General features: G+C 70.7%; 22 protein-coding genes and 1 riboswitch. Of the genes, 19 read left to right on the top strand and 3 right to left on the bottom strand.

The genetic code is table 11. The features are described from left to right. Positions 1 to 2: 2 nt before the first annotated feature. Entirely contained in the window at positions 3 to 1034 is a 1032-nt protein-coding gene (locus ACN28F_RS04360; protein ID WP_289211012.1) for a ribonucleotide-diphosphate reductase subunit beta, read from the bottom strand. Between the two features lie 14 nt (positions 1035 to 1048). After that, positions 1049 to 3505 carry a ribonucleoside-diphosphate reductase subunit alpha gene (locus tag ACN28F_RS04355; RefSeq protein ID WP_421361250.1) on the bottom strand — a complete coding sequence of 819 codons (2457 nt, stop codon included), beginning with the start codon at positions 3503 to 3505 and terminating at the stop codon, positions 1049 to 1051. An 84-nt stretch (positions 3506 to 3589) separates the two neighbouring features. Further along, a riboswitch (cobalamin riboswitch) is annotated at positions 3590 to 3805 on the bottom strand. A 135-nt stretch (positions 3806 to 3940) separates the two neighbouring features. On the opposite strand from ACN28F_RS04355, the gene ACN28F_RS04350 reads away from it, so the two are divergent. From ACN28F_RS04350 to ACN28F_RS04330, 5 genes are all read left to right on the top strand, one after another. Beyond that, the gene (locus ACN28F_RS04350) at positions 3941 to 4585 is read left to right on the top strand and encodes a PadR family transcriptional regulator (protein WP_289206815.1); all 645 of its coding nucleotides are present in this window, start codon (positions 3941 to 3943) and stop codon (positions 4583 to 4585) included. Between the two features lie 75 nt (positions 4586 to 4660). Further along, positions 4661 to 5014: a YciI family protein gene (locus ACN28F_RS04345; protein ID WP_421357036.1), complete on the top strand. Its 354-nt coding sequence runs from the start codon at positions 4661 to 4663 to the stop codon at positions 5012 to 5014. A gap of 6 nt (positions 5015 to 5020) precedes the next feature. Continuing rightward, a complete protein-coding gene (locus ACN28F_RS04340) occupies positions 5021 to 6325 on the top strand; it encodes an RNA polymerase sigma factor (RefSeq protein ID WP_289206813.1) in 1305 nt (434 codons plus the stop codon). 121 nt (positions 6326 to 6446) lie between these two features. Next, complete coding sequence (locus tag ACN28F_RS04335; protein WP_289206812.1) at positions 6447 to 7271, top strand: aspartate/glutamate racemase family protein; 825 nt, start codon at positions 6447 to 6449, stop codon at positions 7269 to 7271. After that, positions 7268 to 8410 carry an NAD(P)H-dependent flavin oxidoreductase gene (locus ACN28F_RS04330; protein WP_289206811.1) on the top strand — a complete coding sequence of 381 codons (1143 nt, stop codon included), beginning with the start codon at positions 7268 to 7270 and terminating at the stop codon, positions 8408 to 8410. The genes ACN28F_RS04335 and ACN28F_RS04330 overlap by 4 nt, the downstream gene beginning before the upstream one ends. 11 nt (positions 8411 to 8421) lie before the next feature. Here the strand turns inward: ACN28F_RS04330 and ACN28F_RS04325 are convergent, their stop codons facing one another. Then, the gene (locus tag ACN28F_RS04325; RefSeq protein WP_289206810.1) at positions 8422 to 9696 is read right to left on the bottom strand and encodes an MFS transporter; all 1275 of its coding nucleotides are present in this window, start codon (positions 9694 to 9696) and stop codon (positions 8422 to 8424) included. A gap of 248 nt (positions 9697 to 9944) precedes the next feature. On the opposite strand from ACN28F_RS04325, the gene ACN28F_RS04320 reads away from it, so the two are divergent. The 14 genes from ACN28F_RS04320 to ACN28F_RS04255 all read left to right on the top strand — a co-directional run bounded on the left by ACN28F_RS04320 (position 9945) and on the right by ACN28F_RS04255 (position 22707). Next, positions 9945 to 10892 carry a hypothetical protein gene (locus ACN28F_RS04320; protein WP_289206809.1) on the top strand — a complete coding sequence of 316 codons (948 nt, stop codon included), beginning with the start codon at positions 9945 to 9947 and terminating at the stop codon, positions 10890 to 10892. Continuing rightward, complete coding sequence (locus tag ACN28F_RS04315) at positions 10889 to 11695, top strand: enoyl-CoA hydratase/isomerase family protein (protein WP_289206808.1); 807 nt, start codon at positions 10889 to 10891, stop codon at positions 11693 to 11695. The genes ACN28F_RS04320 and ACN28F_RS04315 overlap by 4 nt, the downstream gene beginning before the upstream one ends. Next, on the top strand, positions 11676 to 12092 hold the full coding sequence (locus ACN28F_RS04310) for a MaoC family dehydratase (protein ID WP_289206807.1): 417 nt from the start codon (positions 11676 to 11678) through the stop codon (positions 12090 to 12092). The genes ACN28F_RS04315 and ACN28F_RS04310 overlap by 20 nt, the downstream gene beginning before the upstream one ends. Beyond that, on the top strand, positions 12089 to 13624 hold the full coding sequence (locus ACN28F_RS04305) for a class I adenylate-forming enzyme family protein (RefSeq protein WP_289206806.1): 1536 nt from the start codon (positions 12089 to 12091) through the stop codon (positions 13622 to 13624). The genes ACN28F_RS04310 and ACN28F_RS04305 overlap by 4 nt, the downstream gene beginning before the upstream one ends. Before the next feature lie 250 nt (positions 13625 to 13874). Further along, positions 13875 to 14909 (top strand): ABC transporter substrate-binding protein, encoded by a 1035-nt coding sequence (locus tag ACN28F_RS04300; protein ID WP_281554284.1) that lies wholly within the window; start codon positions 13875 to 13877, stop codon positions 14907 to 14909. A 35-nt stretch (positions 14910 to 14944) separates the two neighbouring features. Next, entirely contained in the window at positions 14945 to 15808 is an 864-nt protein-coding gene (locus tag ACN28F_RS04295; RefSeq protein WP_289206805.1) for an ABC transporter permease, read from the top strand. Then, the gene (locus ACN28F_RS04290; RefSeq protein ID WP_281554286.1) at positions 15805 to 16626 is read left to right on the top strand and encodes an ABC transporter ATP-binding protein; all 822 of its coding nucleotides are present in this window, start codon (positions 15805 to 15807) and stop codon (positions 16624 to 16626) included. Before ACN28F_RS04295 ends, ACN28F_RS04290 begins: the two co-directional genes overlap by 4 nt. Continuing rightward, positions 16623 to 17162, top strand: a complete 540-nt coding sequence (locus tag ACN28F_RS04285) for a MaoC/PaaZ C-terminal domain-containing protein (RefSeq protein WP_281554287.1) — start codon at positions 16623 to 16625, stop codon at positions 17160 to 17162. Before ACN28F_RS04290 ends, ACN28F_RS04285 begins: the two co-directional genes overlap by 4 nt. Beyond that, positions 17159 to 17929, top strand: a complete 771-nt coding sequence (locus ACN28F_RS04280; RefSeq protein ID WP_289206804.1) for an enoyl-CoA hydratase/isomerase family protein — start codon at positions 17159 to 17161, stop codon at positions 17927 to 17929. Before ACN28F_RS04285 ends, ACN28F_RS04280 begins: the two co-directional genes overlap by 4 nt. Positions 17930 to 17937: 8 nt before the next feature. Beyond that, entirely contained in the window at positions 17938 to 18864 is a 927-nt protein-coding gene (locus tag ACN28F_RS04275; RefSeq protein ID WP_281554289.1) for a TIGR03564 family F420-dependent LLM class oxidoreductase, read from the top strand. Between the two features lie 94 nt (positions 18865 to 18958). Next, a complete protein-coding gene (locus tag ACN28F_RS04270) occupies positions 18959 to 19735 on the top strand; it encodes a FadR/GntR family transcriptional regulator (protein ID WP_281555537.1) in 777 nt (258 codons plus the stop codon). Between the two features lie 160 nt (positions 19736 to 19895). Next, entirely contained in the window at positions 19896 to 20429 is a 534-nt protein-coding gene (locus ACN28F_RS04265) for a MaoC family dehydratase (protein WP_281554290.1), read from the top strand. Further along, positions 20426 to 21463 (top strand): LLM class flavin-dependent oxidoreductase, encoded by a 1038-nt coding sequence (locus tag ACN28F_RS04260; RefSeq protein ID WP_281554291.1) that lies wholly within the window; start codon positions 20426 to 20428, stop codon positions 21461 to 21463. The genes ACN28F_RS04265 and ACN28F_RS04260 overlap by 4 nt, the downstream gene beginning before the upstream one ends. After that, positions 21460 to 22707 (top strand): CaiB/BaiF CoA transferase family protein, encoded by a 1248-nt coding sequence (locus tag ACN28F_RS04255; protein ID WP_281554292.1) that lies wholly within the window; start codon positions 21460 to 21462, stop codon positions 22705 to 22707. Before ACN28F_RS04260 ends, ACN28F_RS04255 begins: the two co-directional genes overlap by 4 nt. The last annotated feature ends 6 nt before the right edge of the window (positions 22708 to 22713 follow it).

The following is a 22713-nucleotide window of genomic DNA, read 5'->3' as shown; positions in this document are numbered from 1 at the left end:
GCTCAGAACTCCTCGTCGAAGCTCACCGCCCCGCTCACCCCCACCTGGTACGCGGAGACCCGGCGTTCGAAGAAGTTCGACAGTTCCTGTACGTCCTGCAGCTCCATGAAGGCGAACGGGTTGGTCGCGCCGTACAGCGGGGCGATGCCCAGCTGGGCGAGCCGGCGGTCGGCGACGTGCTGCAGGTACAGGCGCATGTCGGCCAGCGACAACCCGGGCACGCCCCGGCCGAGCAGGTCCTCGGCGAACTGTGCCTCGGCCTCGACCGCCTCGGCGAGCATCTGGCGGACCTGCTCGGCCATCTCGTCGTCGAACAGGTCCGGCTCCTCCCCGCGGACCGTGTCGACGACGTCAAAGGCGAACGCCATGTGCATCGACTCGTCGCGGAACACCCAGTTGGTGCCGGAGGCGAGGCCGTGCAGCAGCCCCCGGGACCGCAGGAAGTACACGTAGGCGAAGGCCCCGTAGAAGAACAGCCCTTCGATGCAGGCGGCGAAGCAGATCAGGTTGAGCAGGAAGGCCCGCCGGTCGTCGCGGGTCCGCAGCTCCCGCACCCCGAAGAGGGAGTCGATCCAGCGGAAGCAGAAGTCGGCCTTGCGCTTGATCGACGGAATGTTGTCGATCGCGGCGAACGCGGCGGTCCGCTCCTGCTCGTCGGGGACGTAGGTGTCCAGCAGGTTCAGGTAGAACTGGACGTGTACCGCCTCCTCGAACAGCTGCCGGGACAGGTAGAGCCGCCCCTCCGGGCTGTTGACGTGCTGGTAGAGGTTGAGTACCAGGTTGTTGGCGACGATCGTGTCCCCGGTGGCGAAGAAGGCGACCAGCCGGCTGACCAGGTGCCGTTCGGCCGGGCTGAGCCGGTCCAGGTCGGCCAGGTCGGAGTGCAGGTCCACCTCCTCCACCGTCCAGGTGTTCTTGATCGCGTCGCGGTAGCGGTCGAAGAAGTGCGGGTAGCGCATCGGCCGCAGGGTCAGGTCCATCCCCGGGTCGAGCAGCATCGGGCGCGGTGTCATCGTGGTGGTCTCTCCCGGCATCTCGGTGGGGGGCGTCACTGGCAGGCGTCGCAGGACTCGGGGTTCTCCAGGGAGCAGGCCACCGCCCCGGTGTCGACCGGTGCGGTCGGCGTGACGGAGACCGTGGCCTGCTGGATCCGGGTCGCCGGACGCGACCGCAGGTAGTAGGTGGTCTTCAGACCTGACTGCCAGGCGTAGCGGTACATCGACGACAGTTTGCCGATCGTCGGTGCGGCCATGAACAGGTTCAACGACTGACTCTGGTCGATGTACGGTGCTCGGGCGGCGGCCAGGTCGATCAGCGCCCGCTGCGGCAGCTCCCAGGCGGTACGGAACAGCTGCCGTACCTCGGCCGGGATGGCGGTGATCTGCTGGATCGACCCCTCGGCCCGGGTGATCTGCTCGCGGACCGCCGCCGTCCACAGCCCGGCTGCCTTCAGCCGTCCCACCAGGGCAGTGTTGACCTGCAGAAACTCCCCGGACAAGGTTTCGCGTTTGAACAGGTTGGACACCTGTGGCTCGATGCACTCGTAGCAGCCGGCGATCGAGGCGATGGTCGCCGTCGGGGCGATCGCCACCAGCAGCGAGTTGCGCAGTCCGTGCTCGGCGACCCGCACCCGCAGCGCCGCCCAGCGCTCGGTCTGGGTCGGCTCGGCGCCCCACAGGTCGGGGTGCAGTTGCCCGCGCGCCACCCGGGTCTGCGGGTACGCCGGGTGCGGCCCGTACTGTTGCGCCAACCCGGCGGAGGTCTCCAGTGCGGTCAGGTAGATCTCCTCGGCGATCCGGGTGGACAGCTCCCGGGCGGGCGCTGAGTCGAACGGCAGGCCGAGGGCGAAGAACACGTCCTGCAGCCCCATCATGCCCAGCCCGATCGGGCGCCAGCGCGGGTTGGACGCCGCGGCCTGCGTACTCGGGTAGTAGTTGATGTCGATGACCCGGTCGAGGAAGGCCACGGCGGTGCGGACCGTGTCGCGCAGCCGTGCCCAGTCCACGTCGGCGGCCGTGGCCCCGGCCGCAGTCGAGGTCGCAGCTGCGGTCAGGTGGGCACCGAGGTTGATCGAGCCCAGGTTGCACACGGCGGTCTCGGTGTCCGAGGAGACCTCGACGATCTCGGTGCACAGGTTGGACAGGTGCACCACGTTGCCCGGTTCCCCGGTCTGGTTGCACAGCAGGTTGGACCGGTCCTTGAAGGTCATCCAGCCGTTGCCGGTCTGTGCCAGGGTGCGCATCATCCGTCCGTACAGGTCGCGGGCGGGAACCTGGCGCACGGCGAGCCCGGCGGCCTCGGCGGCCCGGTACGCGGTGTCGAACTCGGCGCCGTACAGGTCGGGCAACTGCGGTACGTCGGCCGGGTTGAACAGCGACCACGTCGCGTCGGCGTCGACCCGGCGCATGAACTCGTCGCAGATCCAGTTGGCCAGGTTGAGGTTGTGGGTGCGCCGGGCGTCCTCGCCGGTGTTGTCCCGCAGCTCCAGGAACTCCTCGATGTCGGCGTGCCACGGCTCCAGGTAGACGCAGGCCGCGCCCTTGCGTCGGCCGCCCTGGTTGACGGCGGCCACCGAGGCGTCCAGCGTCCGCAGCCACGGCACGATCCCGTTGGACAGCCCGTTGGTGCCCTTGATCAGCGCACCCCGCGAGCGGACCCGTGACCAGGAGATGCCGATGCCGCCGGCGTACTTGGACAGCTTCGCCACCTGCGCGTACCGGTCGTAGATCGAGTCCAGTTCGTCGCGGGGCGAGTCGACCAGGAAGCACGACGACATCTGGGTGTGCCGGGTGCCGGAGTTGAACAGGGTCGGTGAGCTCGGCAGGTACGCCAGCGACGACATCAGCCGGTAGAAGTCGACCGCTTCGGTCGGGGTGTCGGACAGTCCGCAGGCCACCCGCAGCAGCCAGTACTGCGGTGTCTCGACCACCTGTCGGTTGGTGGGGTGGCGCAGCAGGTAGCGGTCGTAGACGGTCCGCAGCCCGAAGTACTCGAACCGGCGGTCGGCGGCCGGGTCGGTGGCGGCGTCGAGGTCGGCGGCGTGCTCGGCGACGAACCGGGCCGTCTCGTCACCGACGAGTCCGTGGGTGTGCCCGAGTCGGATCGCCTGGCTGAACGAGCCGATGCCCTGCCGGCGGACCTCGGTGCCGATCTGGTCGGCGAGCAGCCGGGCGGCCAGGCGGGAGTACTGCGGGTCCTCGCCGATCAGGTCGGCTGCGGTCTGGATCAGCAGCCGGGTCAACTCGGCGGTGGTGATGCCGTCGTAGAGACCGCTGAGCGTCCTGGCCGCGACCCGCCCCGGGTCGACGTCGGCGAGGCCGTCGGCGTGGCGCCGTACCGCGTCGCGCAGCCGGTCGGGGTCGACCGGCGTGGCGGTCCCCGCTCGGTCGCGGATTCGGGTCGGCTGCTGACCGGGCGTGGCCGCCGGTGCGGTAGCGGCGGGATGTGTGACGACGGTCACCTGTGGTGCCTCCTGGCATCGCCTCGTGGGAGGCCGAGCGGGCAGGCAGACAGGCGCGAACGCGCGATGGCCAACGCGTCGCAGCCGTCGGCCGTCCCGCGCGGCGATCGGACCACCGGGTACGCGTTCGGCGTATCCGGCACAACGGCAGGTCTTCGGACTTGTGGGCCGGACCGGACATGCCGGTCACCTACTGGCCGTCACTTCCCAGGCCGGGGTGGCCCAGTGTGCTCGACGGCGGTCGTTCCCACTCACCGCTGCGGGGCAGTCCCGGATTCGCGCCGGGTTCCCTGTTGCCTCGGCCGGGCTGGCTGCCCGGCCGAACCAGTTGCGTCCGGGACTATATCTGGTGGGTGGCTTCGCGGTAGGCACCTACATGTCGTGTCGGGGTGTCGCGTATTTCACTTGGCACTCCGGGTTGTCGCCGACAGCTTCCCGATATATCGTGAACGTATCAACGATCCTTCAGTGGAGGTTTACATGAGACGCGACAGATCACGGGGTGGCCCAGGGGCCTTCCTGCGCGGCGCCGGGTTCCCACCCTTCGGGCCCGGCTTCGGTGGACCCGGCGGACCGGGCGGGCCATTCGGGCCCGGCGGCCCGTTCGGTGGCCGGGGCATGGGCGGCGGTGGCCGAGGTGGCGGTCGGCGGCGGCGACCCAACGTGCGGGCCGCGGTGCTGGCCCTGCTCGTCGACGGGCCGATGCACGGCTACGAGATGATCCAGGAACTGGACTCCCGCACCGGGGGCGCCTGGCGCCCCAGCCCCGGCTCCATCTATCCCACCCTGCAACTACTCGAGGACGAGGGCCTGATCGTCGGCACTGCCGAAGGCGCCGGCGGCGGACGCAAGCGCTACGCGCTCACCGACGCCGGTCGGCCCGAGGCCGAGCAGGCGGCGCAGGCCGCCCCGTGGACCGAGCTCGCCCCGGAGACCGTCGACAGCTGGCACGATGTGCGCGAGTCCGGGATGCAGACGATGCAGGTGCTGCGGCACGTGCTGATGAACGGCAACGCGGAGCAGCGCGAGCGGGCGGTCCGGGTGCTCGACGAGACCCGCCGCAAGCTCTACGGCATCCTCGCCGAAACCGACGACGCCGGCCCGGGTCGGTCTCAAGACGGTTGAGGTGGTGGTGTCGATCCGGCCGGTCGCCGATCGTCGTTACCGCAGATGGCGACGTACGCCTCAGCGAGGAGAACCATGAAGTACATGCTGCTGTTCGTCAGCGCGCCCACCGACGCCCCCGAGCCGACCGTGCCGCAGTGCACGGTCGAGGACTGGATGGCGTACGACAAGGAGATGAAGGACGCCGGGATCTGGGTCAGCGGCCACGCCCTGGCCGACCTGACCACCTGCACGTCGGTGAAGGTCGACCCCGACGGGCAACGGGTCGTCACCGACGGGCCGTTCGCCGAAGCCCGCGAGGTGCTCGGCGGGTACGACATCATCGACGTGCCGGACCTCGACGTCGCCCTGGACTGGGCGGCCCGCTCGCCCGGTGCCCGCGACGGCGGGTCCGTGCAGGTGCGGCCGGTCGCCGACTTCGGGATGTGAGCGCGGATGGTCACCGACGGGCGGCGGGAGCACCATGGCGACGAGGAAGCCGTCGCCGCGGTGCGGACCTCGGTGGAGGCCGTGTTCCGGGAGGAGCACGGCCGGCTGCTCGCCACCCTGGTACGCCGCTTCGGTGACCTGCACCTGGCCGAGGAGGTCGCCGCCGAGGCAGTCGAGGCGGCCCTGCGGCACTGGCCGGTCTCCGGCGTACCGACCCGACCCGGCGCCTGGCTGCTGACCACCGCCCGGCGCCGGGCGGTCGACCGGATCCGGCGCGACCGCAACCTGGCACTACGGCTGGCCGTCCTGCAGGCCGAGGCGGACCGGGCCGATCCGGCGCCGGCGGCCGACGGCGACCAGGAGTTGCCAGACGACCGCCTGGCGCTCTTCTTCACCTGCGCCCACCCGGCGCTGACCGCGCAGGACCGGGTGGCGCTGACCCTGCGCTGCCTGGCCGGGCTGACCACCGCCGAGGTGGCCCGGGCCTTCCTGGTGCCGGAGGCGACCATGGCCCAGCGGATCGTCCGGACGAAACGGAAGATCCGCGACGCCCGTATCCCGTTCCGGGTTCCCGGCGTCGACGAGCTGCCGCAGCGCCTTCCCGGCGTCCTGCAGGCGGTGTACTCGATCTTCACCGAGGGGTACGCGGCCAGTTCCGGCCCGGACCTGCAACGACTGGACCTGGCCGAGGAGGCCATCCGGCTGGCCCGCATCCTGCGGCGGCTGCTGCCCGCGCAACGGGAGGTGGCCGGACTGCTGGCGTTGCTGCTGCTGGTGCACGCCCGCCGGCACGCCCGGACCGGCCCGGACGGGGCCGTCGTCCTGCTCGACGAGCAGGACCGCGACCGGTGGGACCGACCGATGATCGACGAAGGGTGTGCCCTGGCCCGGGTGGCGTTGACCGGCGGCCCACCCGGTCCGTACGGGTTGCAGGCCGCGATCGCCGCCCTGCACGACGAGGCACCCGACCTCGCCGGCACCGACTGGCCGCAGATCGTCGCCCTCTACGACGTACTGATGCGGGTCGCGCCCTCGCCGGTGGTGGCGTTGAACCGGGCGGTGGCGGTCGCCATGCGCGACGGCCCGGCCGCCGGCCTGGTGCTGCTCGACGAGCTCGTCGGGGATCCGAGGCTGCGCACCTACCACCTCTATCCGGCGTCGCGGGCCGACCTGCTGCACCGGCTCGGCCGGCACGCCGACGCGGCGGGCGCCTACCGGCAGGCGTTGCAGCTGGCCGGCAGCGAACCGGACCGCGACCATCTGCGCCGCCGGCTCGCCGCCGTCGAGGCCATGGCCGCCGAGACCGGCTGATCTCCCGTTCGTTAGAGATCCGACTTTTTGCTCCCAAGCATAGATCCAGCTAGAAGTCGAGGTAGACGCAGTCGTTGACACTGCCGACCTTGATAAGTCAGACTTTTGGCGGGAGGTCGACATGAGTGAGCTGCGACGGCTGGCGGTCATCAACTCCGACGCGAAGCGGGCCCCGGTGCTGCCCGATCCACCCGGCCTCGTCACCGAACTCGTCGATCCACGGCTGCGCCGGTTCGCCCGTACCCCGTACGAGCACCTGCTCACCGAGGTCGGCACGGTCGACGTCGCCGAGGCTGCGATCGCCGCCGGCTGCGACGCCGTCTACATCGACACGTTCGGCGACTACGGCGTGGACCGGCTGCGCGCCGCCACTTCGGTGCCGATCGTCGGTGCCGGCGAGGCGTCCCTGGCCTGGGCGGCCCGGCTCGGTCGGCGGTTCAGCATCGTCACCGTCTGGCCCGCCTCGATGGACTACCTCTACGCCGAGCGGCTGAGCAGGTGCGCCGGTGGTGCCCTCGCCGCCGGGGTGCACTACCTGTCCGACGAGACGGAACTGGACCGGGTCGGCACCGACGCCGGGGTCAAGGCACGGATGGCCCGGGGCGAGACCGTCGTCGTCGACGCCATCTCCGCCGCGTGCCTGCGGGCCGCCGACCGGGACGGCACCGACCTGATCTTCTTCGGCTGCACCTGCATGACCCCGGTGACCGCCGAGGTGGCCGGCCGGGTCGGCATCGAGATCGTCGACCCGTCGGTCGTCGGACTGGCAGCCGGGCACGCCGCGGCCCTCGCCGCGACCCGACCGGTGCCGCCGACCGGCCGGCTCGGCGCGGTCAGCGCGCTGGTCGACGCCTACCTGGGTGTCGCGGTGCAGCCGGGCTCGAATTGCACCGTCGACGACGACGGCTGCGAGGTCTGCGCGGTGACCCTGGGCACGTCGTCGTGACCCCGCTGTGTCGACGGGTCGGCATCGGCCTGCCGGTGATCGCCTTCAGCCACTGCCGCGACGTGGTGGCGGCGGTCAGCCGGGGCGGTGGGCTCGGGGTGCTCGGCGCGGCCTCGATGTCCCCGGACGACCTCGAGCAGGATCTCGCCTGGCTCGACCGCGAGTGCGGACGTTCCCCGTACGGTGTCGACCTGCTCTTTCCCGCCAGGTCCGCCGGTGACGACCCGACCGACCTGCTCGCCCAGATCCCGGCCGGGCACCAGGACTTCGTTGCCGGGTTGCGGACCCGACTCGGTATTCCGCTGCGCCGCAGTGAACCTGGCCGGACCCGGCTCGGCGGGATGCCGACCGAGATCGACCACCTGATGACCCATGCGAACGCGTACGCGCTGTGGGAGGTCGTACGGGCCCACCCGGTGCGGCTGGTGGCCAGCGCGCTCGGGCCGCCGCCCGCCCCGGTGCGGGCCGCCGCGACGAAACTCGACATGCTGGTCGCCGGCCTGGTCGGCGACCCACGACACGTACGGCACCAACTGGCCGCCGGCGTCGACGTGATCGTCGCCCAGGGCTACGAGGCGGCCGGGCACACCGGAGAGATCACCTCGATGGTGCTGGTGCCGCAGGTGGTGGCCGCCGCCGGTGAGGTGCCGGTCGTCGCCGCCGGCGGCATCGCCACCGGCCGCCAGGTGGTCGCCGCGCTGGCACTGGGCGCCCAGGCGGTGTGGACGGGATCGATCTGGCTCGCCACCGCCGAGAGCGACCTCGACCCGGTCGTCAAGGACAAGATCGTGACGGCGGCGGCCACCGACACCGCGAAGACGACGTCGTACACCGGCAAGCCGACCCGGCAGCTGAGCACCGCGTGGACCCGGGCCTGGCGGCAACCGGACGCCCCGGCGCCACTGGCCTCCCCAGTGCAGCAACTGCTGGCCCGCGACGCCGTGGTCAGCTCGTTCGAGCACCAGGTCACGCCGGTGATGGGTTCGGCGGCGGGTCAGGCGGTCGGCCTGGTGGACCGGGTGCGTTCCGTCGCCAGTGTGCTGGACGACCTGCGGACCGGCATGGCCGACGCGGTCGGCGACCTCACCGCCCTGGCCGACGACGATGCCAGCGACGACCCCGCTCGCGCCAGCGACTGACGGGCCGGGGCTCAGCGCCGTGCGCGCCGGCGTCGGCCGTGGACCGTGGCGGCGACCAGCGTGTACGCGCAGAGCAGGGCGATGACGCCGGTCGCGACGGTCAGCACCGCCGGCAGCGAGGCGCCGGTCAACGCGACGCCACTGAGCAGTGAGCTGCCGCCGAGCGTGGCGAAGGCGGCCACCATCCACGCCGCGAAGATCTCCGCCCGCCGGTGGATCGGTGCCGACTCGCCGATCAGCCTGGTGGCGCCGAGCAGCGTCAGCCCGCCACCGAAGCCGATCAGTACGGCCCCGGTGACGGTGACGGCCGGGCTGCCCAGGTGCAGGGCGAGCGCGGTGGCCCCCGCGCCGGCGGTGATCGCCACGACGCCGAAGCAGAGCGACCGGGTCGCGTCGAGCCGGTTCAGCAGCACCTGGGACAGCAGGGTCATGCCGATCAGCAGGGTGAGCAGTCCGCCGGCGCCACCGGCGGCGGTGACGCCGGCGCCTTCGGCGAGGATCCGGGAGCCGAAGGTTCCGAACAGCGCCATGCAGCCGTTGAGGGTCATCAGCGAGCAGGCGGCGATGCTGAACGGCAGCAGGATGTCGCGGGGGACCCGGACCGCGCGGACCAGTCGGACCCGCTGCGTCGTCCGGCGGTCGGGCGGCGTGCGGACCAGCAGGGTCAGCGGCACCAGGGCGGCCGCGCCGATGACGACGAACGGCAGCACCAGCGGGTACCGGGTGTGGTCGGCGAGCAGCCCGGACATCAGCGGTGCGAGCCCCATGCCGAGAGTGGTGCAGACCGAATGGGTCAGGGTGCCCGCCCGGGTGCCCCGAGGGTGGAAGTCCAACAGCGCGGCGGCGGTGGTGGCGCTGACCATGCCGGTCGCCATCCCCTGCACGATCCGCCCGGCGACCAGCGCCGGCAGCGACGTCGCGGTGGCGGTCACCAGGCACGCCGCCAGCACCAGTGCGACGCCGCCGAACATCGCCGCCCGCCGGCCGATCAGGTCGGACAGGCCGCCGAGCAGCGTGACGACCAGGATCACCCCGACGGGATAGCCGGCGAACGCCACGGCGACCTGCGCCGGGGTCAGCGCCCAGCGGTCGGCGTAGATCGCGAACAGCGGCGAGGCGGCGAAGCTGCCCAGTACGGCGACGAGGATCAGCGCGCCGGAGGCGGCGGCCATCCGCGCCGATGGCGGGTACGCCGATCCGGTCGTCGGCGCTCGCCGGTCGCCGATGACCGGGCTGTCGGTCGCGTCGCCGCGCCGTAAGGGTTCCTCCAGCGGAGAGGTCGACACCGGCCACCGCCTTCCGGGCAAAAGTCTGATGAATAGGGATGGCGGCTGTCAAGGTCTTGCCAGACCGGGTCTCCCGCCGGCAGAGTGTGGTCAGGAAGTGCCTCTTTGCTGGCAGTTCCCGGTTTACCAAGTGGAAACAGAGCCGGCTCCGGACGCTGGTCGCCGATATCGTTCCGCTTAACGTCAGACATATTAGTTTGAGACCGTGGGCGCACCCGCCGGTGGCGGCGGGAGGTGGAGGTACCCGGATGACAGTCACGATCGTCGACGCCGAGGACGTGCCGTGGGTCAACGGCGAGCAGGTGTACGACTCGATGGAGCCCGCCTTCCGCGACAACTTCGGCGGCGACCCCGACCAGGTGCGTGAACTGCTGTCCCGGTACTGGATGCGGTCGTTGTGGCTGGACCGCGACAGCACCCGGCGGATCGATCACGTCCGGGCCGTCGCCGGCTACCGCGACCTCAGCGAGGCGTACCACGACAGCGTCGAGGAGGCGTACTTCCTCGACGGTGCCGCCGAACTCAGCGCCGAAGGCCGGCTGATCGCCGGGGACTACTTCTGGCGTCCGCCGGGCTGGGTGCACAAGGCCTGGAGCGACGAGGGATTCGAGAACATCCTCTGCATGGAGGGTGCGGTCGCCAGCGAGGGCAGCGACCGGGTGACCCGGGTGGTCTGCCCGGACCACCAGGCCGGGGAGCAGGCCATCGCCGTGGCTGGCGGGACCGGCGCGGCTGGCGGGACCGGCGCGCACGCCGACGGCGTCGGACCGCGCGGGTACCTGCGCCGGGTCGAGTCGCGGCACCTGCCCTGGGCACCGATCGACGCCCGATGGTCGGGCCTCGACCCCGGCGTACTCGGTCTGCCGGTGACGGCCGGGCCGGTGACGCCGGCGGTCCCGGAGGTCGGCCCGGCGGGCGTCGCGTCGCCGACCGTGCCGGTCGGCAAGCCGCTGAGCCGCAACGTGGCCACCGGGGCATGCAGCGCGTTGGTCCGGTTGCCGGCCGGCTACACCGGCACGCCGCGGCCGGTCGACCGGGAACGGTTCTTCGTCACCACCGGCGGGACGGCGACGGTCGCCGGGCGGACCCTGACCGCCTGCTCGCTGGTGCACGTACCGGCCGGGGTGCCGGCACCCGCGTTCGTCGCCGACACCGACGTCGAACTGTTCGTCAAGGTGGGGGAGACGACGACGTGACCGACGTACGGTACGCCACCGACGACCAGGTGATGACGATCGTCCTCGACGGCCCGGAGACGATGAACAGCCTGACGCCGGCGGCGATCGCCGGACTGGACGCCGCCCTGGCCGCCGCCGAGGTCGATCACACCCTGCGGGCCGTGGTGATCACCGGAGTGGGGGACCGGGCGTTCAGCGTCGGCATGGACATCGACTTCCTGGAATCCTGCTTCGCCGATCCACAGCGGATCTTCCTGCCGTTCCTGCGCTCGTACCACGCGGTACTGCGTCGGATCGAGCGGCTCGGCGTACCGGTCGTCGCCCGGGTCAACGGCCTCGCCCGCGCCGGTGGCTTCGAGTTGATCCTGGCCTGTGATTTCGTGATCGCCGCCGACGAGGCGAAGGTGGGCGACATCCACCTGGAGTTCGGCATGCCGCCCGGGGCCGGCTCCAGCCAGCGTGCTCCGCGCAAGCTCGGCGACCAGCGGGCCAAGGCGCTGATGCTCACCCCGCTGTGGCTGCGCGGGCCGGAGCTGGTGCAGTGGGGGGTCGCGCTGGCCAGCGCACCACGGGCGCAGCTCGACGACGAGGTCGGCAAACTGCTGTCGTCGCTGCGCGGCCGGTCCCGACCGGCGATGGCGATCACCAAGCGGCTGCTCAACTCGGTGCACACGATGACGCTGGAGGAGGGCCTGCGCTACGAGCGCGAGATGTTCTCCCGGCTGCACGAGGAGGTGCCCGAGGTGGCCGAGGGCTATCGGGCGTTCGTCGACAAGCGCGAGCCGGTCTGGGGGGACGTCGATGTCCGCGACCTCGGCTGAACCGTCGGTCACCGTCACCGCGGAGCTGGTCGACACCCTGATCGGTCGGGGCGGCTACACGCATCCGCTGTTCAACCCGCCCGACCCGGGCAGGGACGGTGGCCCGCCGCTGCCCGGCCAGGCGGTGCTGCTGCTGATGGGCGGCCTGGCCGAGCAGTCCGGGCAGCTCGACGACGCGATCGCGCTGCTGGAGCTGCGCCGGATGCGGTTCCATCGGCTGGTCCGGGCCGGCACCACGCTGCGGGTGCGGATCGAGCGCCTTGCCAGCCGGAGCACCTCCAGTGGCAAGGTCGTGGCCGAGCTGCGGTGGACCGCCGTCGACGCCGACGGGGCACTGCTCGCCGAGGCCGAGGCCGTCATGCTGATGAACGAATCGGGAAAGGCGGACCCACGGTGACGGGTGTGCAGCTCAACATGGCGGCCGGGATCCGGGAGTTCGGCCGCGCCACGCCGCGCCGGGTCGCGGTGGTCGACGGCGACCGCGAGGTCACCTTCGGCGCCCTGCACCAGCGGTCCAGTCAACTGGCCAGTGCCACCCTCGCCCGGGGGCTGGCCCCCGGCGAGCGGATCGCGGTGCTGAGCAACAACCGGTACGAGTACTTCGAGATCTCCGCGGCGATGGCCAAGGCCGGCATCCCGACGGTGCCGTTGAACCCGCGCAACAACGTGACCGACAACGCGTACATCCTGGCCCACTCGGCCGCCCAGGGGATCATCGTCGCCGACGACCTCGCCGACCGGGTCGACGGGCTGCTCGACGGCCTGCGGCTGGTGCTCAGCTTCGACGGCGGGGTGGGCGAGCACTACGGGAGGTTCCTCGACGGTGGGCGGGCGGTCGACCCGCAGGTGCCGGTCGACGAACTGGACCCGTTCTGCGTCACGTACACCTCCGGCACCACCGGGCGACCCAAGGGCGTGCTGCTCACCCACCGGGGTCGGGTGCTGACCGCGTTCGGGGTGGGGCTGGACTACGGGCTGGGCCCGAACCGCAGCACGATCGCGGTGGCGCCGATGTACCACGGCGCCGGCTTCGAGTTCGCGTACGCGGCACCGATGCTCGGCGGCTCCTGCACGGTACTGCCGAGCTGGGATCCGCAGCGGCTGCTCGACCTGATGGTGAGCAGCCGGGCGGAGACGGTCTTCCTGGTGCCCACCCACGCCCAGCACATCCGCCGGTTCTGTCCGGAGCCGGCGGCCCGCTACGACCTGTCGGCGCTGAAGACCCTCTACTTCAACGCCGCCGCGTTGCCGGTCGCGCTCAAGGAGTGGGTGATCGAGGCGTTTCCCGGCGTGGAGGTGCACGAGCTCTACGGGTCGACGGAGTGCTCGATCGTGACCAACCTGCGGCCGGAGTTCGCGCTGGACCGGGCGGGCAGCGTGGGTCATCCGTGGTTCTGGAACGAGGTACGGCTGGTCGACGAGGACGGGGCGCAGGTCGGCCCGGGTGAGCCCGGCGAGCTGTACGCGCGTTCGCCGCTGCTGCTGACCGGCTATCTCAACGACGAGGAGGCGACCCGGGCCGGGTACGACGCCGACGGCTTCTTCTCGGTCGGCGACATCGCGGTCCGTGACGAGGAAGGCTTCATCTCGATCGTCGACCGGAAGAAGGACATGATCATCGCGGGTGGGGTGAACATCTTCCCCCGCGAGATCGAGGAGGTCATCGCGCGGCACGGGCCGGTGGACGAGGTCGCGGTGGTCGGCGTTCCGGACGAGGTGTACGGCGAGCGGATCGCCGCGTTCGTGGTGAGCCGTGCCGGCCAGCAGATCGACGTCTCCACGCTGGATGGCTACGTACGGGAGCACGTGGCGCGGTACAAGGTTCCCCGGGAATGGCACGTGGTCGACCAGTTGCCGCGCAACCCGAGCGGGAAGATCCTCAAGCGGACGATCCGCGACGAGTACGTCAGTCAACCTGGTAAGGGTTGATTGTAGGCGCCTTCTCTTCCAATGTCTGACCAATGTGGGTGGGACGGTTTTCGTCGCTGTACCCGTATTGAAACGCGGCGCTGCCCGCTTGTTGCGCTGCTGCCAGCGGTGGAGATTGTGTCAGTACGGTAAAACTCTGACTTTTAGTGGACTGGCTGGTCAGAGGCCGTTAGTGTCATCCGCACCAAGGTCCCGATGCGGCTCGCGGCTCACCTGTCGACCGCACGGACTTCGTGATCAGGAGGCCATCGTGTCCCACTTCAATAGTTCCGGTGTCGCCCTCTCCCGTCGCTCCGTGCTCGCCGGTCTCGGCGGCGCGTTCATGGGCGGCGTACTGCTGACCGCCTGCGGCAGCGACGACTCCGACTCCGGTTCCACCGGCGCCGCCGACGGCGACCTCACCACGATCCGACTCGCCGGACTACCGGCCTCGGCGCTCGCCGCGTTCAAGCTCGCCATGTCCGACGGTGCCTTCGAGGCCGCCGGCCTCGACATCCAGTACGAGGAGTACGCCGAGGCGGCCGCCGTCTACACCGCGTACCGGGCCAACGAGGTCGACGGTGGCCTCGGCGGCATCCCGTCCACCGCCAACCTGGTCGCCACCGGCGTCGACCGCAAGGTCGTCTGCGCGCTGCAGCGCACCACCAACGGCATCCTGGTGCGCGCCGACAGCGACATCCAGTCCCTCGGTGACCTGCGTGGGCGCAAGCTTGGTCTGTTCGGCAGTGCGATCGGTTCCTCCACCAACCAGTTCTTCGCACTCTGCCGCGAATACCACGGCTTCAACCCCACCACCGACTGCGAGGTGCAGTACGGCGCCCCGAACCTGATGGCCGAACTGCTCGGCCAGGGCGACGTGGACATGGCACTGGTGATCGACCCGGCCGGTGCGGACCGGGTGGTCAGCGGCGAGTACCGGTCGCTGGGCGACCTCGGCGTGCTGCTGGAGGAGGCCACCGGGCTGCAGGCGTTCACCGCCGGCTGGGACTTCGCCACCGACTTCATCGACGCCAACCAGGAGGCCGTGCAGGCCTTCGTCGACGTGAACCTCGAGTACCAGACCCGGTTCAACGGCGACCAGTCGCTGTGGGACAGCGCCCTGCGGGAGTTGTACGAGATCGACGACCAGGCAGTGCTCGACGTCATCTGGGAGAACCAGCGCGGCCGGCTCGTCGAGCAGTGGGGCGAGCAGGAGAAGCAGCAGGCCGCCGAGCTGCTCACCTTCCTGAGCGACAACGGTGAGCCGGAGTTCCTGCCCGAGGTGCCCGACGGGCTGTTCGTCTGACGTCGACCACCCCCCGCCTCGCGAGGAGACGCACGATGACCCTGTCCGAAACCACCCAGCCGGCGCTCGCGACGGCCGGAGCGGCGGATCGTGGCGCGGCGGGTGGCCGCGGTGGCGGTGGGCGCGGTGGTGCCCACCGCTTCCTGCGGCACGGCGTCTCGCTGCGGATCGCCTCCGTGTTCATGCTGATCGTCATCTGGTGGCTGGGTTCACTGGCCGTCGGTGAGCGGATCCTGCCGACCCCGTGGACCACCGCGTCGGCGTTGGTGACCAGCGTGCAGGAGACGGTCTTCTGGACCGACCTGCAGGTCACCATGGTCCGGATCCTGATCGGCTTCGCCGCCTCCATGGTGCTCGGTGTGCTGGTCGGTCTGGTGATGGGGCTGTCCCGGATCGCCGAAGGGCTGCTGGACATCTGGATCGCCGTCGGCCAGACCATCCCCAGCCTCTGCTGGGTGATCGTCGCGTTCATCATGTTCGGCCTCAACGACACCGCCACCGTCGTGGCGATCACCCTGACGTCCTTTCCGATCATCGCGATCAACATGTGGTCCGGGGTCAAGGCGATCGACCCCCGGCTCGGCCAGATGGCCCGCACTCTCGGTGCGTCGCGGGGCCTGCGTACCCGGGAGGTGACCCTGCCCCAGGTGCTGCCGGCGGTGATGGCCTCGGCCCGGTTCGGGTTCGGCATCGTGTGGAAGGTCGTCGTCCTCGCCGAGCTGCTCGGCCGCACCGACGGCATCGGCTACCGGCTCAACTACTGGTTCCAGCTCTTCCGGATGGAACAGGTCTTCGCACTCACGCTGTTCTTCTCGATCCTGATGGTGGTGCTGGAGTTGGCGGTGTTCAAACCGATCGAGGCCAAGCTGTTCCGCTGGCGTCCGGAGGGGGCCCGATGAGCGCCGACGCCCGGATCGTCATATCCGACCTGGTCAAGGGCTTCCACACCCGCAACGGCTTCATCACGGTCATCGAGCGGATGAACCTGGAGATTGCCGACGGCGAGTTCGTCGCGCTGGTCGGACCGTCCGGTTGTGGCAAGTCGACCGTGCTGAACATGCTCAGCGGGCTGGACACCGACTTCACCGGCACAGCCGAGATCCGCAGCGGGGCACCGGGGGTGCAGTTCAGCTACGTGTTCCAGGAGCCGCGGCTGCTGCCCTGGAAGACAGTCCGGCAGAACGTCGAGTTCGCCCTGAAGGCGACCGGGGTGGACCGGGCGCAGTGGTCCGACCGGGTGATGCCGGTGCTGCGTCGGGTCGGACTGGCCGGCTTCGAGAACCACTATCCGCACCAGATCTCCGGCGGCATGCAGCAGCGCACCGCGCTAGCCCGGGCGTTCGTGCTGGACGCGCCGGTGATGCTGATGGACGAGCCGTTCAGCGGGCTGGACGAGTTCACCGCCCGCAGCCTGCGTCAGCTGCTGCTGGAACTGCGTACCCAGACGGCGGGCAAGGCGTTCGTCTTCGTCACCCACAACGTGTTCGAGGCCGCGGTGCTCTCCGACCGGGTGGTGCTGATGTCCAACCGGCCGTCGACCGTACGCCGGGTGGTCGACGTCGAGGTGCCGTTGCCGCGCAGCTACGACGATCCCCGGCTGTTCGACGTCAGCCGCGAACTCACCCACGAGATCATCTCGACGATGACCGCCACCGACGACGGTGGTCTCGTCGTCGACGAGGCACACACCCGACTCGCCGGGCCGGGTGCGTCGTGACCGGCGCGCTGCGACCCCGGCTGCCGACCGCGTTCGCGGCCGGGGCGGTGCTGCTCACCCCGGCCCGGACGCTGACCGACGGAGACTTCGCCGCGATCGTCAACGTCTCCTGGGAGAACGGCCCGCTGCACACCGACGCCGAGTACATGCGCGGCACCGGGTTCGGCCGGCCGATCCTGGGCGGGCCGTGCCTGATCGCGCTCGCCGCCGGGCTCACCTCGACCACCATGTACGCCGCCTGGTACGCCGCCGGCCTGGACTGCCACGCCGCGCTCGGCATCGACGAGATCCGTTACACCGGGCCGGTGTCCGCCGGTGACACGCTACGCGTGCGTATCGAGGTGACGCGGTTGGAGCCGACCCCGGGCGGGCGGATGTACGTGGGCGTGGTGCACGACGACGTACGCAACCAGCGGGACGAGACCGTCCTGCGGATGACGCGTTCCTACCTGCTGCGCCCACTGCCCGAGCCCGAGCCGGAGTCCGAGTCCGATTCTGCGCCGGGCGTCGGCGCGGCAAACCCGGAGCAGCCGTGAAACCGCCGTCGACCAGCACCCTCACGCTGACCCGGCACGGGCGGGTGCTGCTGGTCACCCTGGACCGGCCGCACCGGCTCAACGCCTACGACCGGGTGATGGTCGACGAACTGCGGCGTACCTGGCGCTGGTTCGGTGCCGACGACGGCCTGCACGTCGCCGTGCTGACCGGAGCCGGCGAGCGCGGCTTCTGCACCGGCTTCGACGTCGACGACACCCTCGACGCCGGGGTCACCAGTCCGTCGCTGGACCACGCCGGCCGGGTCGCGTTGACCGCCCGCGACCTGGGCGTCTACAAGCCGGTGGTGACGGCGGTCAACGGGCACTGCTGCGCCGGTGGTTGGCACTTCGTCAACGACGCCGACGTGGTGCTCTGCACCGAGACGGCGACCTTCTTCGACACCCACCACGACGTGGGCCTGGCCAACCCGGTCGAGGCGGTCGGCGCGCTGGGGCGGCTGCCGCTCGGCGAGCTGATGCGGATGGTGCTGACCGGGCGCGCGTACCGCATCGACGCCCGCCGGGCGCTGGAGCTCGGTCTGGTGACCGAGGTGACCGCTCCCGCCGATCTGGTGGACCGGGCGTTGGCCATCGCCACCGAGATCGCCCAGCATCCGCTCGACGTGCTGACCACCACGGTGGAGACGGTGTGGACGGCGGTGCAGGCGCAGCGGTCCGCGGCCGAGGGGTTCGGGTTGGCGATGCTGGCCCGCTCCGACGCCTCGACCGCCCGGCGCGGCGAGTCCATGCGGGAATTCCGGCACTGAGGGGCACGATGGACTACGGGATCTTCAGCCACATCGAACGGCTCGACGACCTCGAGCGTGACCTGCGGGCCGCCGACGCCGACGGGATCGCCAGCTACTGGCTGACGCAGGGCTTCGGGCACGACACGCTGACCGTGATCGGCGCGTACGGTCGGCAGCTGAGCCGGCTGCGGATCGGCACCGCCGTGGTGCCGGTCTACCCGCGTCACCCGATGGCCCTGGCCCAGCAGGCGCTCACCACCAACATGCTGCTCGGCGGCCGGTTGGTGCTCGGCGTCGGGCCGTCGCACCCGCAGGTGGTCGAGCCCTGCTGGGGGATGTCCTACGAGCGGCCGGCGCGCTACATGCGCGAGTACCTGACCGCGCTGACCGGCGCGCTGACCCAGCGGGTCCGCTACACCGGTGAGGTGATCACCGCCCGGGGTGACCTGACGATCAGCGGCGACCCGCCGGCACCGGCGGTGATGGTCTCCGCGCTGGGCCCGAAGATGCTGGAGCTGACCGGTGCCCTTGCCGCCGGCACGATCACCTGGATGGTCGGCCCGCGCACGCTGACCGAGCTGACCGTACCGGCGATCACCGCCGCCGCGCGGACGGCTGGTCGGCCGGCCCCCGAGATCGTGGTGACCGCCGCGGTCTGCGTCACCGACGACCCGACCCGGGCCCGCGCGGCGATCGACCCGGTGCTCGGCTGGTACGACGACAAGCCGTCCTACCGGGCGATGCTGGACCGCGAAGGTTTACAGCGGGCCAACCAGATGGCGATCGTCGGTGACGCAGACGAGGTGCGGGCCGAGATCGACCGCTATGCGCGGGCCGGGGCGAGCACCTTCGCGGCCCAGTTCTACGGCACCCCGGAGGAACGGGCGGCAACGCGGGCGCTGATCGGCGAGCTGGCCGGGACCACCCGTTCGACCGGGGATGGCCGACAGTGACGCGGATCGGCGTCCGCCATGCCCTACCGTGGTGGTTCGCGACGAATCCGCACTCCGGTGTGCGGGTCCGAAAGGATGCGGAGCCGAAGTGACCATGGCCAAGGACGTGACGCACGAGCCGGCGAGCCGGTCGGAAAAGGCGATCCCGGGGCACCGCCGGGATCCTGGGGTGCTCGGGGTGACCCGGGTCCAACCCGCGTACCAGCAGGTCGCCGACCAGTTGCGGGAGCGGATCCTGGACGGGTCGCTGACCGCGGGGGACCGGTTGCCGACCGAGGTCGAGCTGTCGGAGATCTTCGGGGTCAGCCGTAGCACGGTACGGGAGGCGTTGCGGGTGCTGGCGTCCAAGGATCTGATCCGCACCACCCGGGGAACCACCGGCGGCACCTTCGTGGCCCGGGTGCAGTTCGACCAGGTGAGCGAGTATCTGGAGATGAGCTTCGGGCTGATGTCCGGGGCCCGGGACATCACGTTGGACAACCTGCTGGAGGCGCGGGAGTGCCTGGAGGTGCCGGCGGCCGGGCTGGCCGCGCTGCGCCGCGCCGACGAACATCTGGTGCTGATGCGTCAAGCGGTGGAGCGGGAGAAGTCGACCCGGGCCCGCGGCCGCAAGTTCCGTGAGCACCGGACCTTCCACGGGGTGCTGGTCGAGGCGACCGGTAACCAGCTGCTCGGGGTGATGGCCGAGCCGGTCTTCCGGGTGCTGCAGGCGCGGACCGCCGACCGCGACATGCCCGCGGAGTACTGGAGCCAGATCGACGCCGAACACACCGAGATCTGCGGCTATGTCGAGGCCGGTGATGTCGAGGGTGCGCAGGCGGCGATGCGGGCCCACCTGGGTACCGTCCGCCGGGCGTACGACGGACACTGAAGACAAACTCACAACTAAATACCTGATGTTTCGGAACTACGCCCTGCTGTCGTGCTGAGCAGGGCGTTTTCGTTGGCCTGGTTGAGTTGCTGGCCCTTGACTCGTAAAAGTCAGACAAATAAGCTGGTGGCAGTTCACGGGCGGGCGAGAGGATCGGTCGATGTCGGTACGGCAGGGGTGGACCGGACGCTTCTTTGAAGACTTTGGCGTCGGCGACGTCTATCAGCATCCCCTCGGGCGCACCGTGTCCGAGGCGGACAACACCTGGTTCACCCTGTTGACGATGAACACCAGCCAGATGCACTTCAACACCGAGTACGCCGCCCGGTCGGAGTTCGAGCGGCCACTGGTCGTCTCCACCCTGACCCTGGCCATCGCGGTCGGGCAGAGCGTCACCGACCTCACCCAGAACGCCTTTGCCAACCTCGGCTGGAACGAGATCGTCCTGCCGCACCCGGTGTTCGCCGGCGACACCCTCTACAGTGAATCGTTGGTACTCGACAAGCGTGAATCCGGGTCCCGCCCGTACGCCGGGATCGTGACGGTCCGCACCCGCACCCTCAACCAGGACGGCGCACAGGTCTGCGCCTTCAAACGCACCTTCTACGTCTACAAGCGTGGCGCCAAGCAGGTCGAGGGAATCTTCCCGGCCGCCGCCACCCCGCTGTCGCTGGAGAACGAGGCGACCGGATGAGCCTGCGCCTGACCTACCAGCCCTGGGGAGAGACCCTCGCCGAACTCGCCGCCGCCGGCCGTCGCGCCGAGCAGGCCGGCGCCGAGGTGCTCTGGGTCTCCGAACTGCACCGTAGCGCAACCGGCACCGCCGCCGCGCTGGCCGGCACCACCACGACCGCCCGGATCGGCACCTCGATCGTGCTGGCCTTCACCCGCAGCCCGATGATCACCGCCTTGGAGGCGCTCGACCTCGACGAGCTCTCCGATGGACGGTTCATCCTCGGCCTCGGCTCCGGCGTCCGGCGACTCAACGAGGACTGGCACCACGTCGACTTCGGCAAACCCGTCGCCCACCTGCGGGAGACCGTCCGCAACATCCGGCACTTCTGGGCCAACTGCGCCACCGGCGAACCGATGATGCTCGACGGCGAGTACGAGCCGATGCGCATCCGCGGCTACGAACGCCCGTTCCCGGTGCCGCCGGCCGGCATCCCGGTCTACCTGGCCGCGATGGGGCCGCTGATGACCCGGCTGGCCGGGCAGATCGGCGATGGCTGGATCAGCCACGAACTCTGCTCTCCGGCGTACCTGGCCGGGCAGATCCTGCCCGACCTGACCGCCGGCATCGACCGGGCCGGCCGGACCCGCGCCGACCTCGACGTCGTCGTCTCCGCCTGCTGCTCGGTCGCCGACGACCGGGCGTTGGCCCGCCGCCGCGCCGCCGGCCTGGTCGGCTTCTACGCCACCGTGCGCACCTACGCCGACTTCTTCGCCTTCCACGGCCTCGCCGACGACCAGCAACAGGTGATCGACGCGTTCCGGGCCGGCGCCGGCGCCGACCACCTCGCCGACTCCGTCAGCGACCGGATGGTCGACACGCTGACCCTGGCGGGTGACCGCGCCGAGGTTGCCGAGCGGATCGCCGGGTACGCGGGCATCGCCGACTCGGTCAAGTTGAGTCCACCCACCCACGGGCTGCCCGCCGCCGAGACCCGAGCCGCCCAGGACGAGATCATCGCGCTGATCGCCGAGCTGACGGGAGCCGCAGCATGACGCCGCTGGCCGACATCCGGATCATCGCCGTGGAGCAGTACGGCGCCGGCCCGTTCGGCACCGTACACCTGGCCGACCTCGGCGCCGAAGTGATCAAGATCGAGGATCCACGGGCCGGCGGCGACGTCGGCCGCTACGTGCCGCCGTACGCCGAGGACGAGGACTCGCTGTTCTTCGAGACGTTCAACCGCAACAAACGCAGCCTGTCACTGGACCTGACCACCGACGCCGGCCGCGAGGTGTTCGAGAAGCTCGTCGCCGTCGCCGACGTCGTCTACTCCAACCTGCGTGGCGACGTGCCGGAGAAGATGCGAATTCGCTACGACGACCTCAAGCACATCAACCCGCGGATCGTCTGCGTCTCGCTGACCGGCTTCGGGATGACCGGCCCGCGTCGGGCCGAACCCGGCTACGACTACATCCTGCAGGGACTCGCCGGCTGGATGGAGCTCACCGGTGAACCCGACGGACCACCGACCAAGTCCGGACTGTCCCTGGTCGACTACTCCGGCGGGTTCGTCGCCGCCATCTCGCTGCTCGCCGGGGTGCACGCCGCCCGCCGCGACGGCGTCGGCATGGACTGCGACGTCAGTCTCTACGACACCGCGATCTCGATGCTCACCTACCCGGCCACCTGGCATCTCAACGCCGGCTTCCAGCCGGCCCGCACCCACCACTCGGCGCACCCGTCGCTGGTGCCGTTCCAGGTCTTCCAGGCCAAGGATGGCTGGATGGTGGTCGGCTGTGCCAAGGAGAAGTTCTGGACCCGGCTCGCCGACGTCGTCGGCCACCCCGAATGGGCCGCCGCCGGATCGCCGTACGGGACCTTCGGCACCCGCCGCGACAACCGCGACGAGCTGCTCGCCGAACTGGAGCAGATCTTCCGGCAGCGCACCGTCGAGGAGTGGCTGACCCAGCTGTACGCTGCCGCGATCCCCTGCGGGCCGATCAACGACGTGCCGGCGGCGCTGGCCGAGGAGCACACCGCCGCCCGGGACCTCGTGGTCACCACCGAACACCCCCGGTTCGGCACCGTGGCGCAGCTCGCCAGCCCGGTGCGGGTCGGCGCCGAACCGCCCGCGTACCGCCGCGCGCCGCAACGCAACGAGGACTTCGCCACCGTCACCGGCGACATCCTCGGGCTCGACCCGCAGACCCTGGCCGAGTTGACCGCCGCCGGCGCGTTCGGCACCCCCCGTAGCCCCGGCCCGGCCGCCGCCGGTTCCGAGGACACCGCCCGATGACCGGCC

Origin of the sequence: Solwaraspora sp. WMMA2101 (genome assembly GCF_049179175.1) — a bacterium.
Taxonomy (GTDB): Bacteria; Actinomycetota; Actinomycetes; order Mycobacteriales; family Micromonosporaceae; genus Micromonospora_E.
This window is presented reverse-complemented; position numbering and strand designations above follow the sequence as displayed.

Excerpts from the sequence above, each read along its gene's own strand:
- ACN28F_RS04265 (WP_281554290.1), top strand. The coding sequence starts at position 19,896 with ATGTCGGTACGGCAGGGGTGGACCGGACGCTTCTTTGAAGACTTTGGC.
- ACN28F_RS04290 (WP_281554286.1), top strand. The coding sequence starts at position 15,805 with ATGAGCGCCGACGCCCGGATCGTCATATCCGACCTGGTCAAGGGCTTC.
- ACN28F_RS04310 (WP_289206807.1), top strand. The coding sequence starts at position 11,676 with ATGTCCGCGACCTCGGCTGAACCGTCGGTCACCGTCACCGCGGAGCTG.
- ACN28F_RS04320 (WP_289206809.1), top strand. The coding sequence starts at position 9,945 with ATGACAGTCACGATCGTCGACGCCGAGGACGTGCCGTGGGTCAACGGC.
- ACN28F_RS04345 (WP_421357036.1), top strand. The coding sequence starts at position 4,661 with ATGAAGTACATGCTGCTGTTCGTCAGCGCGCCCACCGACGCCCCCGAG.
- ACN28F_RS04295 (WP_289206805.1), top strand. The coding sequence starts at position 14,945 with ATGACCCTGTCCGAAACCACCCAGCCGGCGCTCGCGACGGCCGGAGCG.
- ACN28F_RS04255 (WP_281554292.1), top strand. The coding sequence starts at position 21,460 with ATGACGCCGCTGGCCGACATCCGGATCATCGCCGTGGAGCAGTACGGC.
- ACN28F_RS04335 (WP_289206812.1), top strand. The coding sequence starts at position 6,447 with ATGAGTGAGCTGCGACGGCTGGCGGTCATCAACTCCGACGCGAAGCGG.
- ACN28F_RS04270 (WP_281555537.1), top strand. The coding sequence starts at position 18,959 with ATGGCCAAGGACGTGACGCACGAGCCGGCGAGCCGGTCGGAAAAGGCG.
- ACN28F_RS04340 (WP_289206813.1), top strand. The coding sequence starts at position 5,021 with ATGGTCACCGACGGGCGGCGGGAGCACCATGGCGACGAGGAAGCCGTC.
- ACN28F_RS04260 (WP_281554291.1), top strand. The coding sequence starts at position 20,426 with ATGAGCCTGCGCCTGACCTACCAGCCCTGGGGAGAGACCCTCGCCGAA.
- ACN28F_RS04350 (WP_289206815.1), top strand. The coding sequence starts at position 3,941 with ATGAGACGCGACAGATCACGGGGTGGCCCAGGGGCCTTCCTGCGCGGC.
- ACN28F_RS04360 (WP_289211012.1), bottom strand. The coding sequence starts at position 1,034 with ATGCCGGGAGAGACCACCACGATGACACCGCGCCCGATGCTGCTCGAC.
- ACN28F_RS04275 (WP_281554289.1), top strand. The coding sequence starts at position 17,938 with ATGGACTACGGGATCTTCAGCCACATCGAACGGCTCGACGACCTCGAG.